The organism is Tatumella sp. JGM118, assembly GCF_018257515.1.
Classification (GTDB): domain Bacteria; phylum Pseudomonadota; class Gammaproteobacteria; order Enterobacterales; family Enterobacteriaceae; genus Tatumella; species Tatumella terrea.
Genome location: NZ_JAERJR010000018.1, coordinates 16324 through 35056, shown reverse-complemented (window position 1 = coordinate 35056; position 18733 = coordinate 16324). Strand labels below are relative to the sequence as shown.

The window sequence follows — 18733 nt, the reverse complement described above, 5'->3', positions numbered from 1 at the left end:
CGTGTGTTGTCTGACCCCCTGTCTCAGGGTATGCTTGTTATGCAACGACGGACGAGGGGCTTCCCCGGAGGATCAGTCCGTTGTTACGGGGTGATGGTGTTCCGCCTCAACCAACCGCCAGTCCGCTCCATGGAATGGCTGATGACGCCTGACATAATCCTTAACCCGCATGCCGGGGGGATGAGTGTGTCAGGTGATAAGTTCTGTCACTCTTCCTTCGCCGGCGGCACAATACTCTTCAGGAATCTGATATGTTGAAGTCTTTCATGGCTGTTTTACTGGGTGGCGGCGCTGGCTGTCTGTTGCGCTGGTGGTGTTCACTCCGGTTTAATCCTTTATTTACCGGCTTACCCCTCGGCACCCTGCTGGTCAATCTGGCCGGCGGATTGATTATCGGTGGAGCGCTGGCCTGGTTTGCCCGTCATCCGCAATTAGATCCTGCCTGGAAGTTGTTAATTACTACCGGGTTATGTGGCGGGCTGACTACCTTTTCGACGTTTTCCGCTGAGCTGATGGTCATGCTGCAGTCCGGGAAATACGTCTGGGCGATGACCAGTGCCTGTCTGCATCTGTTCGGCACATTGCTGATGACCTTTGCCGGCTTTGCGCTGGTGACTGTCGTCGGCTGAACAGATATCTGATTAAGTTTGAATGTCCGGTGGGGAGGTGGTGTCGGGACAGGCGCCTGACCCTGAGTCAATCTCGCCCGGGTTACCGGATGAAACGGTGAAAAATGTTCGCTGGTAGACCTCACCTGGTTTGTAGTGGCTCATTGTTGCACTAACGGACCTTTCTGATGACTCCATAGACCAGGCCTTTCCGCTGGAGATCACAGCTCCGGAGCTCTCATCCTTATGTTACAGATAAGTCACTTCCTGACACTGTAAAACGCCCCGGGATACCCGCCCCCTCCCGGCGGACAAAATGTAAGGAACTGCAGCCGTGGGTTTCATTCTTACAGCAGATGGAGGGGAACGCGTGACAGGTAACTCCGGGGGCTAATCCTGATTTTGCCCCCGGGGTGATGATCTGCCACGGAGGGTTTGTAAAGACGCAGGCTTTAGCATACCTATGATTTACCCGCCCGCAGGTGTCGGGAAGTGTAGATTGCGGACTCCCGGAAGCATGGGTTATTGCCAGACAGTTACATCCGCCCAATATCGTGCGGGTGGCAGTGTTTCCGGGGAAGAGAGGCCTCTTTGCCGGATGAAACCCTGCGGAATGGATCGGCGGAATTCAGGATCCTGAGGATCTGTGATTCACTGTTCCCGGCAACACGGACGGTGGAACTATGATCAGCATCGATCCCCACAGTGCCGTTTTGCAGACAAATCAAAGAGCCGTGGCAACCGGAATTCCGCCGGAATCATGCTCAACCCGGCAGAGTTTTCCGTCAATGATCAAAGGGATCAGTCTGTAGCGATCCTTGCTATGCCCCCACCTTTTGCCTGACAGAAGAACGCCAGAAGCCTGATAGCGCCGTACAGTGCAAGAGGACCGCCAGACAGACCGACGAGAAAAGTTTGCGGAAGTCCTGTCTGCACTGGTTTTCAACGGATTACCGGATGATGAATAGCCCCGGTATTGCCGTTAATAAAGCACAGGACGTTCCGGCGGTGGCATGGACTCCCCTGATATCAGCGTTGTTTCTCAGCACTGCCGCCGGTTCAGGACCGGAATTTCCCTCCAGAGTCTCTGTTTGCTACATCCCGCAGTCATTTCAGTTTCATCTGTTTTTATTATACGAGACAGACATCCCGGTTTTTCGCCTTGCATTCTTATGCGTCTTATTTCCCGTGAGTTATTGATAAACATGTACTATTTTTCCTGCCGGGTAATGACGGTATATCGCTCCTGTTTTTTCTCCTGGCTGCATCGGGGTAAACATGGTGATGTTTAAACAATAATTCATGTTTTTCATACCAGGCCCGGGTAATAGCAACGCACGGAATAGTCATTTTTTATGAATGATTGAAACGGGAAGTTTAGATGTAAAGGTGAATAAAACGATAAAATTTACGGTAATTTTCAGGAGCCTGAGTATGCTATCTCAATATTAATTATTTTAATAAATTAATTTTATTTTTATTTTCATTGGATCGGTAAGTGGAAATAAAGAATATATACAAAATAGGTATAAGTAATTCGGATTATGATGTTTCTTTTTTAATATGTATATATATATACTTCTGTAAATAATTAGTCATAGTAGTGGTAACTTTCAGATATTATTATGTTTTTTCTGAACTGGCGTTCTTCTTTCATTGCAGAGCAGAGGTATCAGAAGACAGATTCATAAAAAACGAACGGTTATCAATAATGACTGACCAGAATCATATGAACCTGGTAGATATTTTTTATCGGTTTGATCAGGAGATACTATTGTAATGACTGATATCAGTTTATCGCCTTTTGAACTCTACCGGCATGCAGATGTAATTGTTAAGTCAGTAATTATTATCATGGTTTTTTCTTCTTTTATGACCTGGTTTATCTGGGTCGGGAAAATGATTGAGGTTTACCTTGAGAAAAAAAGCCTTAAGAAATTTAATGAATACATTCGCGAGGCTATCCTGTTAAAAGACGTCAGGATAACGGGAGCTGGATACTGTTTTAAGGCGATATCCGTCGCAAAACATGAACTGGGGATAGCTGAAACCATCACTCCCGGCGCACGTAATCACGAGTCAATTAAAGAACGTGCAATGTCGAAGTTAATGCAGATGGAACTTTTACAGATAAGAAAAATATCCGGTATGACGTCTATACTCGCGACGACAAGTGCGGTGGCTCCCTTTATCGGACTGTTTGGCACGGTGTGGGGAATAATGCACAGTTTTGTCTCTATTGCCCAGACGCAAACGACAAATCTGAGTGTGGTGGCTCCGGGTATTGCAGAAGCTTTATTTGCCACAGCATTAGGGCTGCTGGTGGCAGTACCTGCCGTCATTCTCTATAACATTCTGGGTCGGATGATTAATGGCTACAGAATAACATTAAATAATGTGGCTGCCACAGTGATGTGCCTGCTGAGTCAGCAGCTTGATGTCATGGCATATGAGCCTCACGCATCCGGAGGGAATAACAATGGGCTTCTCCATCCTGAAGCAAGTGTCTGATGAACCCTATGAGATATCAGATATTAATGTGACACCGTTTATCGATGTTATGCTGGTATTACTGATTATTTTTATGGTTGCCGCACCGCTATCAACCAGCAATATAAAAATTGATTTACCCATCGGGACAGATAAGACGCAGAAACTCCTGGCAACACCGCTGGTGGTGACGATAAAAAAAGACGGAACACTGTATGTGAACAACAAGCCGGTTAACCAGGCAGGGTTAAGTACTGCAATTAAACGTGCGATAAAGCCCGGCGATGATGACCGGATATTTCTGCAGGCAGATAAAGGTCTTCAGTACCAACAGTTGATTACCATTATGGATACGTTACGTCATGAAGGTTATACAAAGATTGCACTGGTAGATTTGACAGGAAACTAAAAAATGACTCCCGGGACAGCATCTATGAATAATTACGGCTATATATTTTATATGAATCCATCCGCTGTCTCTTACAAGGAGATTCGCTACTGGTTAAGTGTGGGATTGGCGACAGCTGCCGGATATGGACTGATACTTTTTTTACTGTTGTCCGGAAGACATACTGATCAGGAAACTCTCCCTGTTGCCAGCCCTCAGGCGATGCCTTTTGAAGTCACACTGGCACAGGTCAATAATGTCAGTCAGGTGACTAATACACCTGCAAAAATACTTCCTCCGGAAGTACAATCCCCGGTACCTGCCCCACAGATGACGGCGGAAAAAGTAAATATAAAACAGGCTACGGTCAGGGTTGCTCCTCCTGAAAAGGTACCGCCAAAACATAAGCCCGTACCGAAACCGGAAAGAAAATCACCTCCTGCACCCTCGCACAGCAGAGAAGTCAGTGAAAAACAATCTACACTGACAAAAACGCCGGAAACATTACAAGTTGCGGAACAGCAAACTGCTGTTCGCCATGAAAAAGTGGCCGGAGCCATAAGTAATATTCAGAGTAATGAAAAAATACAGTGGCAATCTCAGCTGTTGATGCTGTTACAGAAAAATATGCAATATCCACCCTTTGCATTAAGAATGAATCAACAGGATGTCGTTATTGTCAGCTTTACTGTGAATTCTGCAGGTAATATCAGTGATATTGAACGGGTCCGGAGCCATGGTTATGCCAGCCTCGACAGAGAGTCACTGAAACTATTAGAACGTATTGGAAAAGTACCGCCACCACCGGAATCCATATTAGCAGGAAAAACCAGTATCCGGCTGACCGTTCCTGTTAACTTTGTCCTTCATTAATAAAAATATTATAAATTTTAAGATAGATAGTTTTCGATAAAAACAACACCAGGTTTTTAATTTAGAGAGGTTTGCCGCCCTGATTTATTAATCTGCTTAATACGTCAGGGCAGGTAAATACCCGGAGAAGATCGCTATCATGCCTAAAAAAAGAAAAATACTCGTTATCCATTCCCTGCTAACCATCGTCTTTTTTCATGCCTCTGCTTCGGTACTGGCCGCCGGAACTGAACAGAGGGCAGCAGATATCACCTTTACTATTCCGGCGGGTATTTCGTTGCAGGAGGCATTGCAGAGATTCGCCAGCCAGGCGAATTTATCAATACAGGTTGATGAGAGTAACGTTCATGGGTTAGTCAGCGGGGGATTCACAGGGAAAGGAAGTATCAATAGCGTGCTGACCCGGTTATTGGCGGGCACCACGCTGGCCTGGCAGACTGTCTCGGCGAACACGCTGAAAATCATCCCGGTTGATACCGGCAGTCAGGGCGAGTCTATCGGCGTGGTTAATGTTGAAGGGCAAAGTCTCCCGCCCGCGGCAGCGATGAGCACGGGTGTTAACGGCAGCAGTGATATTACGGCTACCGAAGGTTCCGGTAGCCTCAACGGCAGTATGGCCAGTACGGTGGACGGTAAGGCCACCAATGTGAAAGATATGGCTAAATCAGTTTCTGTGATCAGCCATAAACAGATTACGGAGCAAAACACTAAGACACTGAGCGAAATAATGAGTAAAGCGCCCGGTGTGACTGTCGCGCAGACCAGTGGCAATCTGGGCAGTACTTTTTTTTCCCGCGGGTTTGCCATCAATCAGGCAACGGTGGACGGCGGCACCAGTGTTGATATTTCCGATGGTGGTAATACTGTGGGTTACAACAACAACCTTAGCAGTGCCATCTATGATCATGTTGAAGTATTGCGCGGAGCGAATATGCTGGGAGGATTTTCATCTTCCAGCGGCATTTCAGGTTCGGTCAATCTGGTACGTAAACGGCCGGTCGATCATTTTCAGTTAATCTATTCCACCGCAGCAGGGTCATGGAATAACTATCAAAATATGCTGGACGTAAGCGGGCCGCTTAACGATTCCGGTTCGTTGCGGGGCAGAACGGTACTTTCCTGGCAAAAACAGGATTATTTCTATCATTATGCTGACCGTGACGATCGTACGGTTTATAATATTTTAGAATTTAATCTCACCCCCTCAACACTTCTGACGGCAGGTGTTAATTATCATCGTCTGAATGCGACGCCCTGGATTAGCGGGCTTTCGATGTATGAAGACGGAAGCGATCCGAAATTTTCCCGTAAGACATCCTTTACACAGCCGTGGGCATTCAGCCACACAGAGACTAAAGAATTCTTTGCCGGCTGGGAGCAGCAACTGGGTGAGCACTGGGGGCTTAAAACTAACTATGATGGTCAATATACTCAGTTTGGTAGTCTGATGCCCAGTACTGCCGGCCCGATAAACGCGGATACCGGGGAGTTTGATAGTATTTCCGGCAGTGCAGTACAGGGAAACATCCGGAAGTATAGCTGGGATACTAAATTATCAGGTAATTATGATATTGGCGGACTCACACAAAAATTAATCTTTGGCGCTAAATATGACAAAAATTATAATAGCTATACTTCAGCCGCAAAGGGATATTTCCCTGACTACGGAATCTTTGGTAATCACCGTCCGGATCTTCGCCCGTTTCACTGGCATGAAGTTCCGCTGGCTCCCGTTAACCCACAAACGTATGGAACACTGTCAGAGGTGGATACCTCAACCTGGGATGCCTTTGGCAGCGTTTTAATTACTCCGCTGAACAGCCTGCATCTCGGGATAAGTCTCCGGCTTGATGGTTATAAGTCGTATTCAAGAACGAATAGTCCATTCAGTGGCAGCGACGAAAACAACCAAAATACCCGGAAGTGGGAGAAACCCAATTATTCAGTCAGCTATGACCTGAGTGATAACTGGTCGGTTTATGGTGATTATGCTTATGTTTTCACCCCACAACTTGCTGTAAGAGATCGGCAGGGAGCTGTTCTGCCGCCTGAGCAGGGTAATAATATGGAGACGGGACTCAAATATGGCAGGAAAGATGGCACCCTTAATGCTTCGGTCTCTTTCTATAAAACCCGGCTGACAAATACATCAACAATTGTTATTGATCCTGAATATAACCAGAATGGAATGGAAGGTTATTACTGGGAGATAAATCCCAAACAAACCATCGTTAAGGGGATTGACAGTGAAATCAGTGGGAACCTGACCGACAGCTGGCAAGTCATGGCCTCCTATAACTATTTAACCAGTTACAGACCTCCGTTATCTGACAACGACCTGAATCAGACAGTAAATAGCTATACACCCAAACATATGCTGAGAGTCTGGACGGATTATAATTTTGTCAACGGCGGCGATGTGATGAAGAAAATCACCCTCGGCGGGGGAGTCACAGCCCAGAGTCAGACCAGAAGTATCATAGCCCGTTATGACGGACCTGATTTTACAGTGAAGCAGCCCTTTTTCGCGGTCTATTCAGCCCATGCGGGTTATCAGTTGACCCCTGCCTGGAATATAGATTTACTGGTTAATAATATCTTTGATAAAACTTACTATTCAACGGCAGGAACTAACTACGGGACCTTTGGATATTTTTACGGTGCCCCAAGGAACTATATTTTGTCTTTAACCGGTACGTTTCAATAACCTGAAAGATATTTTTCCCACGGGATAAGCCCCAGAGTGAAACGTCATTGGGAATTATATGTTAATTTTAAATTCCGACTCCGGAGGCGGATGCATATTTGTTTTAATTCCCCGGGGGGAATACACGAGTCTCACTTGTTTTATATATTATTAATTTTAATGATTTCTGGGATCACACTCCTTAGTCTGCGAAATTAAGGAGAGTTTTTCTGTGTTTTATCGCTTGCATATTAGCATTTAACCCATCTGAATTTTTCACGGTAAAACGTCACTCTTGAACAACGGGAATAAGAATATGTCGATGCAGGAAATAGATAAAGACAATAGCAGATATAGACTCAATGCATTGTTTTTCCGAAGAGTCTGGAGACTGTATCGGATGTTCTGGCTGAATAAGGCGTCCTGGAAAGCCTGGCTGGTTCTGGCGGTATTGGCTGCCGCAGTGGTAGGATACACCTATTCCGGCGCTTCATTTTCGGTCATGACCAAAGAGACTACCGATGCCTTAGTTGCGAAACATCAGGATGAATATATAAAATATATTATTATGCTGACCCTGTACGGCGTCATTCGTTCTTTAATGACGGGGGTTATGCCTTTACTGGAAGGGTTGATTAACATCGTATGGTGGCCATGGTTATCAAAAGATACTATCGCTAAACTTCTTTATAAGAAAAATTACTATAATATTCAACAACAAAAAAAAATAGATAATGTTGACCAGCGTATTGAGGAAGAAGTCTCACCCGTTTGCAGCACCCTGATTGAAATCCCGCGGGCATTCCTGGCCTCTGTCGGGGATGTTATTGTTCAGGCATCCATTCTTTATACTTTATCCCCGCAGATCATTATTCTGGTGGTGGGGTACACATTCTTCAAATTTTTTGTGACTTATTTTATTTATCGTCCGACCATTCGTCAGATTTTTAAAATAAAAGTCGCTGAGGGTGATCTGCGTTATTCATTAATGCAAACGAAGAGCAACGCAGAACAGATCGCCTTACTCAGGGGGGAGAAGGCAGAAACCTCCGTCATTTACAGGTTCCTCGATCGCACAATTAATAAAACCATGATTAACGTTAGCTATCAGTGGTTTGTCGGGTTGAGTTCTGATTTTCTCGAGTTACTGTGGAGCATTCTGCCGATGGTTATCCTGGTACCGGTGTATTTTAAAGGGCAAATGAGCTATGGGCAGGTGATGCAGGGTGTGGCTTCTGCCAGCATGATGCTGATGAGCTTCAGTATACTGACAAGGCTGATTCCGCAAGTGATTAAAATTGCCCCGTCTATCGATCGTCTGGCAGAAGTTCAGGAAAGTAATGAGCAAAACAACTCAGGAAAGAACCACCCGATACCTTGCGTGAGAATGACTACCGGAAAACACTTAAAAGTCACTGACCTGAGTATTTATGTGCCTGGCACTAAAAATATTCTGTTTGATAAGCTTAATTTCGGGTTATTCCCGGAGGCGGCTGGCAGAAAAAATATAGTCATTATGGGTAAGACCGGCAGTGGTAAAAGTTCACTGTTTCGCGTGTTATCCGGTTTGTGGAATGCAGGCGAGGGGCAGGTTGAAATGCCTCCGCAGGATAATGTTTTTTTTCTGCCGCAAAAGCCTTACCTGATCAATGGTTCGTTACGTGACCAGTTTTGTTACCCTTACCCGAACAGCACCTATAGCGACGAGCAGTTACAGGCCGTCATACAGCAGGTAAAACTGTCTGAGATGATAAGCCGGTACGGATCACTCGATTCGATTGAAAACTGGAGGAACAGTTTATCTCTGGGTGAACAACAACGTATTGCATTGGCGAGAGTTATGCTGGCAAAACCGGGTTATCTGTTCCTTGATGAGGCAACCAGTGCGCTTGACCCCGTCACCGAAGACTTAATTTATCAACAATTAGTCAGTCTGAATATCAATATTATCACTATTGCTCATAATAAGACAGTGATGAAATATCATCATTATTTATTAATGCTGCACTCCCGGGGAGAATGGAGTATTGATGTTATTCCTTCCGGGTCAGAAATATTACCCTCAGGGGGGGCAAAATGATAAACGTTTTTTCATCAGGAAATAAGAGAAAATATCGGCTAAATAGTCTTTTTTTCAAAGGGATTGTTGAACTGACTAAAGGGTACTGGTTCGGAAAAAATGCGTTCAAGCCCTGGGGAATGTTGCTGCTATGCATTTTAATTACCGTATTCACCAGCACTATGGGAGGATATATCTCCAGGCTGATGGCAGACCAGACCAATGCTCTGGTGGGTAAACACTCAATCTACTGGCGGCTGCTGATATGGTTAAGTTTTATTACGATTTCTATTAATATATTGTTCAGGACCACCGATTTTTTTTCATCCTGGCTGGTACAGGATTGGCGTAAAAATCTGACCAAAGAGATTGTGGATGATTATTTAACGAACCGGTCATTTTATAAAATAGAAATGTATCAGGAAATTGATAATCCGGACCAGAGGATACAGCAGGATATCAATACCTTTTGTAAGGCTATCGTTGACCTGCCGACCCGGGTGTTTGGGGTGATAATGACTTTCAGCATTCAGTTGGGGATCATCAACCAGGTTTCTCCGGAGTTAAGTCACGCAATTATTATTTCTTTAGTCTCCATTTTTATTGTGAATGTTCTGATCAATAATCCATTAATAAAAATTAACTGGAATATCCTGAAATCCAGCGCAGACTATCGTACCGGACTGGTTCAGCTCAGGGATGATGCCGAGGTTATTTCTTTTTACCGGGGAGAGAATACTGAAAAGAACAGATTATTCGGTTTGCTGCAGGTTGTCGTCAGATGGACGAAAATATCGATTTTTTATAATATGTTTATCACGGTGGTGGGGGTGATATTTAATACTTTGTACACGGTGCTCCCGCTCTTTTTTATCGTGCCTCTCTATTTCTCCGGTAAAATACAGTACGGAACGATTGACCAGGTCTCCGGTAGTGCCTTTTTTGCCTGGATCATGACTAATCAGCTGATATTTTTAATTCCTAATGTTATTAATATGGTACCGAGTGTGAATCGTGTCTGCGAGATCAAAAATGCGGACCGGATGATTGCCGGAAAAGAGAGTAATAGTCAGGGCGTCATTCGTCATTTCTCTGATAAAGCAGAGCTGCTCGATGTGAATATCTATTTACCGGATACGACAACCTGTCTGATCAGAAATATCAGCATTACAATCACTGAAAATACGTTGATCACCGGCCCGACCGGGGTCGGGAAGAGTACGTTACTCCGGATGCTGGCCGGGATATGGCCCTATGCCACGGGAAATGTCAATCTTCCGGCAGATCACGACATTATGTTTTTACCCCAAAAAACCTATATGACCACCGCCGGTCTGCGCGCTCAGTTTATCTATCCGTTGCAGGATAACGATAATTTCGATGAACAGATTCTCCATATCCTTCACCAGTTAGGGAAGGAAGATATTATCCATAAACATGGCGGATTTGACGCGCAGTCTGACTGGAAAAAAGAACTTTCTCTGGGGGAGCAACAAATCGTTTCTTTTGTCCGGGTGTTATTGCGTAAACCTGCCTATGTCTTTCTGGATGAGGCTACCAGTGCACTGGATTCTGAGACAGAAGCGCGGGTTTATCATTTACTGGCAGAACATCGGATTCTTGTTATCAGTGTTGCACACCGGGAAGAACTGGCCCGTTATCACAGCATGAATCTCGTATTGTCAGCAGACGGCCATTGGCAATATCACCCCATTAGCCATGCATAATCTGCAACCAAATTGACAGCGGGGCAGGTGTTTAAACCTGATCCAGCCGGATAGGGTTGAGGTATTAGCCGGTGTTTATCCAGTGATATTGAATCTCCGGAGTGATTATGATGATGAATTTTACCGCAGAAAATCCTGTTTATTTTCTCAGTCAGCAGCAGGGGTTTGTGTTACTGGATTTATGGGCACCCTGGTGTGCTCCCTGTCAATCCCTGGAACCCGTGCTTGAACAGTTGTCTGTTGATTACTCTGATGAGCTTAAGATTATTAAAGTTAATATTGATGACTATAATAAAGTTCCGGGTGAACTGAATGTCCGAAGTATTCCGACGCTGATTTTGTTTCGTAATGGCAGCGAGGTCGCCAGGAAAAACGGCGTGGCCGGCAAAGCTGACTTTGTGACATGGCTGACCCGTCATGGCTGTCAGAGCAATGCCGGGGAGCCCGTTTATCTCTATAAATCTTATGACTGGCTTTCTTTTTATCATGATCAGCGCGTGCTGGGTCTCTTCACCAGAGAGTTACTTTCTCTCTCTGACAGTGACCGGACATCCGGTGAAATAACGGCCGGAGACACGAAACAAGGCAATCTTCTGAGTGCTATCGATGATGAAAAGGGCTATCTGTCACGGGTATTCGGCTTACCGGATGTTTTCCTGCATTTTTTCTCCTTCCTCTCATTTCAGGAGACTGGCGACATTCATCGGTTGGCCGGAAAGATTAAAGCCGGTAAAGATTATAGTCTGATCCCCCTGCAAAGTATCCGTCACTGGTTACAGGAGTCGTTATTTAAACGTCCGGGAATTAAATTTAGCGATCAGCAACAGCAACTGACTGCCGCCTGGTGTCAGGCGATCGGCCAGGTGATTGAAGGCCAACCCTCTGCCATGTCGCTATGGCAAGATATTGCCTCCGAAGCCACTGTCTGTATGGAGAATTCTCCGCCTCACGGGCAAGTCGGGTATTTACTGGCTTTTTTCATCTCCAGAAACTCGCCGCCATTACGTGTGGAAAATAAAAGCCAGATTGATGATTTTTCACGCTTTTTTTATGCTTTTTACGAATACCAATACCAGCTGGCCGCAGGCTGGACAGACCGGGAAATATTTGAAATTCGTCAGGAGAGAATGGATTGGATCAGGAATAAACTCGCGGCTGACAGAGAGGCTGGGGTCGATATTCATGGTCAGGCATACAGTGAGGCATTATTCACTGTCTGGGCAGAACTGAATGAAGAAAACAGCGAATTTCAAAAGAAAGAAACAGATATTCATCAGCAGGTCATTGGAGGTCATCCTTCCCGGTCATTAAAAGAATATTTTATAACCCTTCTTTGACTCAGGTGATCATGCAGATGACAGGGCAGGCTGCGGTATCCTGCCCTGACATCACGTGTCCGCCCACGGTGAACCCGCTTACAGATGTCCGGTGTGCGCCGGGCCTCTGTGCGCCCGGTGCAGCGGACGGGGGGATTTACTGCTCTGTTATCTTCTTACGGATGCTGAAGGATAAGAGGATTTGCACTAAGCTATCGGTTCAATTCTTAGTGTCGGGCTGTGATGTTATGTTATCTGAACGTTTTGAACGATTTATTGATATCTTCCGGGATCCACCTTCGGATGCCCCGCCGAAAACACCTGGCCGGTTTTATGCCTATTATCTTCGTCAGGTCTGGCCCTGCTTTGCCGGGTTGCTGGTTGTCGGTCTGATCGGTGCGTTGATCGAGGTCGCGCTGTTCAGCTATCTGAGTAAGATCATCGATTTAGTCGACAGTGCGCATCCGGCATCGGTCTTTCGGGATCACTGGTTGCTGCTGAGCTGGATGGGGGCGGTGGCGCTGATCATCCGTCCGGTGTTTATTGCACTGCATGACCTGTTGATCCATCAGACGATTAACCCCCGTCTGACCAGCCTGATGCGCTGGCAACACCATAATTATGTGCTGCGGCAAAGTCTGACGTTCTTCCAGAATGACTTTGCCGGACGCATTGCACAGCGCATTATGCAGACCGGCAGTTCCTTATGTGACTCAGCCGTTCAACTGGTGGATGCTATCTGGCATGTGGCCATCTATGCAATTACCGCGCTGGTGCTGTTTGCTGAGGCGGACTGGAAGCTGATGATCCCCCTGATCATCTGGCTGGTGGTGTATGTAGCCTGTCTGGTCTTTTTTGTCCCGCGGGTCAAGCAACGCTCTGTGGTCTCCTCGGAAGCCCGGTCGAAACTGATGGGCTTTATTGTTGACGGATATACCAATATCTCAACCCTGAAGCTGTTTGCCCACAGTGACCTGGAACAGAAAAATGCCCGTGAGGCTATCCTCGAACAGACGGAAACCACTCAGCTGGCGGGACGGATGATCACCGCGATGGATGTGACCCTCTCGACCCTGAACGGTGCCTTAATCGTCAGCACCACCGGGCTGGCTCTCTGGTTATGGAGCCAGTCGCTGATTTCCGTCGGCGCCATTGCGCTGGCGACGGGGCTGGTGATCCGGCTGGTCAATATGTCCGGCTGGATCATGTGGGTGGTGAACGGTATTTTTGCCAATATCGGTATGGTGCAGGATGGGATGGCGACCATCTCTCAGCCGCTGAGTGTTCAGGACAAACCTGGTGCGCCGGCGCTGACCGTCACCCGGGGAGAAATCCGTTTTGACCATGTCTCATTTCGCTATGGTCAGGGCCGGCCGATCCTCTCGGATATCGATCTGACACTACGGCCCGGGGAGAAAATCGGGCTGATAGGGGCGTCGGGTGCCGGCAAGTCAACGCTGGTCAATTTACTGTTACGTATGTATGACCTGAATGACGGAGCAATATCCATCGACGGGCAGAACATTGCCGACGTCACCCAGGAAAGTTTACGCAGCCAGATAGGGATGATCACCCAGGACACCTCGCTTCTGCACCGTTCGATCCGGGATAATTTACTCTATGGACGCCCCGGGGCCACCGATGCCGAAATTGAGGCAGCCCTGCACGGGGCCCGTGCAGAAGAATTTATTCCTCAACTCTCGGATGCCCAGGGCCGCTACGGCCTGGATGCACATGTCGGTGAGCGGGGCGTCAAACTCTCCGGCGGACAACGTCAGCGTATTGCTATCGCGAGGGTATTGCTGAAAAACGCGCCGATCCTGGTGATGGATGAGGCCACTTCCGCCCTCGATTCCGAGGTGGAGGCCGCGATTCAGGAGAGCCTGGAATCTCTGATGGACGGGAAAACCGTGATTGCGATAGCACATCGTCTGTCGACCATCGCACGCATGGATCGGCTGATTGTGTTAGAGCATGGCAGGATTGTGGAGACAGGCAACCATCAGCAACTTCTGGCGGCACAAGGGGTCTATGCACGGCTCTGGCAGCGTCAGACCGGGGGATTTGTCGGCGCAGACTGACCGTTCCGCTCTACTCCAGCCCCGTGACCGCAGATAAAGTGGTCGCGGGGCTTCGGAGCAGAGATCCTGTCAGGTATACTGATTTTATTATTCATTATTTCCGGATTGTTATGGAACGTTTTACCGAAAATCTGATGTATGCCACCCGGTGGTTACTGGCTCCGGTGTATTTTGGCCTCTCTCTGGGATTACTGGCTCTGACCATTAAGTTCTTTCAGGAGATTTTTCATGTGCTGCCCCACATCCTGTCTGTCAGCGAAAATGAGTTGATCCTGCTGCTGCTGTCGCTGGTGGATATGTCTCTGGTGGGCGGATTACTGATCATGGTCATGCTGTCCGGCTACGAAAACTTTATTTCGGCACTGGATATCGATGAGCATAAAGAAAAGCTGAACTGGCTGGGGAAAATGGATTCCGGGTCGCTGAAAAATAAAGTGGCCGCCTCCATTGTGGCGATCTCCTCGATACACCTGTTACGGGTTTTTATGGAAATGAGAACCATCGATAACCGTAAAGTGCTCTGGTACATCCTGCTGCATCTGACATTCGTGTTGTCTGCCTTTGTGATGGGCTATCTGGATAAGATGTCACGGCAGGCGAAAGGGGGTCACTGATCCTGATGCCCCGGTAAAAAAACAGCCCCGTCAGCAATGGCGGGGCTGTTTTATTTACAGACGGCGGATGCCCGATATCATCAGTTCAGCGCATAGGCAATCACGTAATCGCCCACCCGGGTTCCCATAAAGTGATGCCCGCCTGCCATAATGACCAGATATTGCCTGCCACCCACAGAGTAGGTCATCGGTGTTGCCTGGCCCCCCGCAGGTAACGTATCACTCCAGACTTCTTTACCGGTATTACTGTCGTAAGCCCGGATCTTGTCATCGGTGGTCGCCGCAACAAAGGTCAGTCCGCCTGCTGTAATAATGGGGCCGCCATTATTCGGTGTACCGATATTGATCGGTAATTCGGTAGGCAGACCGAACGGACCGTTCTTCTCGGCACTGCCCAGCGGATGCTGCCAGAGTACCTTCTGTGTATGCATATTGATCGCGGTGATCATGCCATAAGGCGGTTCGTTGCACAGCATTTTGGTCAGCGGAGCGAAGAACGGTGAGACATTAATCCCGTAAGGGGTGTCTGCCATCGCGCCATTCCCCTCAGCCCCGCCGCCGCCAGGCTTATAGGCCGGGGAATCGATAGAAACCAGCCCCTGTTTATCGGCTTCTTTCCTGCTGACCAGCTGGTCATACATCGGGGTATTATTCCAGTTGGCGATGAGTAAACCGGTCTGCGGATCATAAGCCACACTGCCCCAGTCGCTGCCGCCGTTATAGCCGGGGTATTCAATCCAGGGTTTGGTCACCGACGGCGGGGTAAATTCACCGACATAATTAGCTTGTCTGAATTTAATCCGGCAGGCCAGCTGATCGAACAGCGATATCCCCCACATTTTGGCTTCGGTCAGTGGTTTCATCCCCAGACGAGGCATATCCACAGACCAGGGTTGCGTCGGACTGCGCGGGTCGCCCGGGATCACTCCGGCAGGTGCCGGTTTTTCTTCTGTTTTACTTAACGGCTGACCGGTGGCACGGTTGAGGATAAATGTCTGGCCCCGTTTGGTCGGCACGATCATTGCGGGAATGCTCTGGCCATTTGCGCCAGGGAAGTCAAACAGTGTGGGCTGTGAACCGATATCGTAGTCCCAGACATCTTTGTGCACGGTCTGGAACACCCATTTCTCATCACCGGTTTTGACATCCAGCGCCACGATAGCGGAGGACACACGGTTCTCGTTCGGTGAACGCAGCGCACTGTAGTAATCGGCGGCGGAGTTACCGGTCGGGACATAGACCAGACCCAGTTTATCGTCACCGGTCATGGCGGCCCAGGAGTTCGGGGTGCCACGGCTGTAATAGTGATCACCTGTCGGTTCGCTATGGACGCCCGGATTATTGACATCCCACGCCCATTTAAACTTACCGGTTTCTGCATCATATCCACGGATCACTCCGGAAGGGGCCCAGCGACGCTGCCCGTCCAGCACTTCGTGGTTCACAATAATCACACCATCGACGATGGGCACCGGAGCCGTAACGGCAACAAACCCGGGGACGGTGTGTCCCAGGCCGGTTAACAGGTTAGTCTGGCCGTGATCACCAAACTGCTGACATGACTCACCGGTCTGTGCATCCACCGCAATCAGGCGTTCATCAAGGGTGCCGACAATCAGGCGGTTATGGCAGGCCTGGCCTTCCGGGACGACATGCGAGGTATACCAGGTAAGACTTTTACAGGCCGCGGTATACGGAATACTTTCATATTTCACGCCACTGTCATGCTTCCAGATTTGTTTCCCGGTGGCGGCATCCAGCTTGATAATATTGTTGCGCGCTGAACAGACATACACGGCATCGCCGACCTTGATCGGTGTATTTTCTGCGGCCCATTTGTTGACCTGGCCTGGTTGTGGCAGGTCACCGGTGCGGTAAGTCCATACCCGTTTCAGCTGGCCGACATTGCCGGGGTTAATCTGACTCAGCGGAGAAAAACGCGTGGCATGAGTATCCCGTCCGTAATAGGTCCAGTCGCTGTCAGGCTGACTGACGGCCGGAGGGTTATCCTGGCTGGCCAGAGGGGAATCCGGCGGGGGGGCCGAGGAGCGATAAGTGTGAAACGGTACAAACGCCATGCCAAAGGCCGCGATGAAAATGACCACGAACAACCCGGTCAGACCACGGCTCAGGCCTTTTTTACGACCACCGTTCAGCGACGGAATGGCCAGCGATAATAAAAATCCGAGCACGGTCAGTACAGATAACCGTGGCACCCAGCCCCAGTAATCGCTGCCGCTTTCGTACAGGGTCCATAACACCGAGGCCACATACAGCACAAAAAACAGCCCGAGCCCTGACCGCCGGCCCTTAAACAGCAGCACCGAGGAGATCAGCAGCACAATCCCGGCGAGCAGATAGTACCAGGAGCCGGACAGAGAGATTAAATAGCCGCCGCCAAAAATCAGCGGCAAGCCACAGAGGAGCAGGATAATTGCCATTATCCTTACAAAGAGCGGTACTTTTTTCATCGATACATCCCCTGGACGCAGAAGACTTTCTGCCTTAAGTAAAGAAGTGTCTGTATGGTTAATGTTATGTTAACTATTAGTTTAAAAGATATAGGTTGTAAATCATCAGTTAACTTATTTTCTAAAAGAAGCCACGAAATGCCGCTTTATACCAGGCGGGCTGGCAGCGGTTGTTGTCGGGGAGAGACGATCCGCCGTTATCGGGCAGGCGACAGGGCGGGATCAGGCACAGGAGGGGATCGGATGGCGAAGAGGGATCCTGTCCCCGGTGAGTGACCGGGAACAATCAGGCCCCGCTTTCTGCACTTAGCCCCTGAGGTGACACCCCGGTGCGGACAGTTCAGGGCTCACGGGGTAGCGGAACCAGGATAGCCGGGGGCTGTTGTTAGTTTCTCTGCGCGGGAGGATCCGTAATCGCAGGACGGGTACCGGTGAGGGTTGGCATCACCTGTTTTATCATGGTAAGAAAATGGCGCATCCTGGCCGGATAATAGCTGGCCCACGGATAGGTCAGCCAGACAGGTAACGGTGTGGCCTGCCATTCAGGCAGAGGTTCCTGCAGGCGGCCCGTGGCCAGGTCATCTTCCGTCACCCAGGAAGAAATCAGTCCGACGCCCAATCCCGAAAGCGCGGCTTTATGTATGGCATAGATACTGTCACTGCTCAGGCGGGGATGAATAGTGATGGTCTGGCTGATACCGGTGTGAACATTTTTCAGTGTGACTTCGGTACGATAGAAAGTGCTTAGCGAAAGCCAGGGCAGTGCGGCCAGTTGCGGCAGACTGTTCAGTTGAGGAGCCAGGGCTAACAGGTCAGGGGTTGCGACAATACGTCGCGGAACTTCAGCTATCTGTATCGCAACCAGTCCCGGGTCACTCAGCGCGCCCACCTGTATGGCACAGTCGATATTTTCGGCGACGAAATCCGGTGTCCGGTCATTCAGCATCCACTCGATAGTCAGCTCCGGGGAGTTTTTCAGCCAGTGTACCAGTGGCCCAATCAGTTGATCCTGACCAAACGCATGCGGAGCGCGCACCCGTAAGGTCCCCACCGGTTCATCGCGGGTATTGGTCAGGTTATCTTCCAGCGCATGCCAGTTGGCGACCAGCTGCCCGGCATGGCGATAGCAGCGCTCCCCGTCATCCGTCAATTTCAGGGCATGAGTGGTTCGCAGGATAAGTTTCTGGCCGAGCATGTGTTCCAGCGCCTGAAGCCGCCGGCTGATAGTGGGCTGGCTGACGCCTAACTGGCGTGCGGTGGCCGACAGACTGCCACTTTCCACGATCCTGATAAAGGTTTGCATCAGTTCAATGCGGTCGATGCTTCCCGCGGCGATAACTTTCATACGTTACAGGTATAACAGTTCTGCTTTATTTACGTCTACCATGTATTACCTCTTTCAGGTCTACTAAGCGCAACT

The 18733-nt window shown here is 48.6% G+C and carries 12 protein-coding genes and 1 riboswitch; of the genes, 10 read left to right on the top strand and 2 right to left on the bottom strand.

Annotated elements, in window-relative coordinates; translation table 11 throughout:
• Positions 1-80: 80 nt before the first annotated feature.
• Positions 81-158: riboswitch (Fluoride riboswitch) on the top strand.
• 93 nt (positions 159-251) lie between these two features.
• The 10 genes from crcB (at position 252) to JK223_RS13870 (ending at position 14842) form a co-directional block, all read left to right on the top strand.
• Complete coding sequence (crcB, locus tag JK223_RS13915; protein ID WP_212714770.1) at positions 252-629, top strand: fluoride efflux transporter CrcB; 378 nt, start codon at positions 252-254, stop codon at positions 627-629.
• Positions 630-2387: 1758 nt separating this feature from the next.
• Complete coding sequence (gene exbB, locus JK223_RS13910; RefSeq protein WP_212714769.1) at positions 2388-3119, top strand: tonB-system energizer ExbB; 732 nt, start codon at positions 2388-2390, stop codon at positions 3117-3119.
• Positions 3088-3507: a biopolymer transporter ExbD gene (locus JK223_RS13905; RefSeq protein ID WP_212714768.1), complete on the top strand. Its 420-nt coding sequence runs from the start codon at positions 3088-3090 to the stop codon at positions 3505-3507. The genes exbB and JK223_RS13905 overlap by 32 nt, the downstream gene beginning before the upstream one ends.
• Before the next feature lie 309 nt (positions 3508-3816).
• Positions 3817-4359, top strand: a complete 543-nt coding sequence (locus tag JK223_RS13900) for an energy transducer TonB (protein WP_212714767.1) — start codon at positions 3817-3819, stop codon at positions 4357-4359.
• Positions 4360-4498: 139 nt separating this feature from the next.
• The gene (locus JK223_RS13895; RefSeq protein ID WP_212714766.1) at positions 4499-7066 is read left to right on the top strand and encodes a TonB-dependent receptor; all 2568 of its coding nucleotides are present in this window, start codon (positions 4499-4501) and stop codon (positions 7064-7066) included.
• A 379-nt stretch (positions 7067-7445) separates the two neighbouring features.
• Positions 7446-9125: an ABC transporter ATP-binding protein/permease gene (locus JK223_RS13890; protein WP_212714765.1), complete on the top strand. Its 1680-nt coding sequence runs from the start codon at positions 7446-7448 to the stop codon at positions 9123-9125.
• The gene (locus tag JK223_RS13885; RefSeq protein WP_212714764.1) at positions 9122-10831 is read left to right on the top strand and encodes an ABC transporter ATP-binding protein/permease; all 1710 of its coding nucleotides are present in this window, start codon (positions 9122-9124) and stop codon (positions 10829-10831) included. Before JK223_RS13890 ends, JK223_RS13885 begins: the two co-directional genes overlap by 4 nt.
• 107 nt (positions 10832-10938) lie before the next feature.
• The gene (locus JK223_RS13880) at positions 10939-12168 is read left to right on the top strand and encodes a co-chaperone YbbN (protein WP_212714763.1); all 1230 of its coding nucleotides are present in this window, start codon (positions 10939-10941) and stop codon (positions 12166-12168) included.
• 227 nt (positions 12169-12395) lie between these two features.
• Entirely contained in the window at positions 12396-14228 is a 1833-nt protein-coding gene (locus tag JK223_RS13875; protein ID WP_212714762.1) for an ABC transporter ATP-binding protein, read from the top strand.
• A 110-nt stretch (positions 14229-14338) separates the two neighbouring features.
• The gene (locus tag JK223_RS13870; protein ID WP_212714761.1) at positions 14339-14842 is read left to right on the top strand and encodes a TIGR00645 family protein; all 504 of its coding nucleotides are present in this window, start codon (positions 14339-14341) and stop codon (positions 14840-14842) included.
• A gap of 80 nt (positions 14843-14922) precedes the next feature.
• On the opposite strand, the gene JK223_RS13865 is transcribed toward JK223_RS13870, so the two are convergent.
• Both JK223_RS13865 and JK223_RS13860 read right to left on the bottom strand, forming a co-directional pair.
• Entirely contained in the window at positions 14923-17313 is a 2391-nt protein-coding gene (locus JK223_RS13865) for a membrane-bound PQQ-dependent dehydrogenase, glucose/quinate/shikimate family (RefSeq protein ID WP_212714760.1), read from the bottom strand.
• A gap of 385 nt (positions 17314-17698) precedes the next feature.
• Entirely contained in the window at positions 17699-18658 is a 960-nt protein-coding gene (locus tag JK223_RS13860; RefSeq protein ID WP_212714759.1) for a LysR family transcriptional regulator, read from the bottom strand.
• Positions 18659-18733 lie beyond the last annotated feature (75 nt).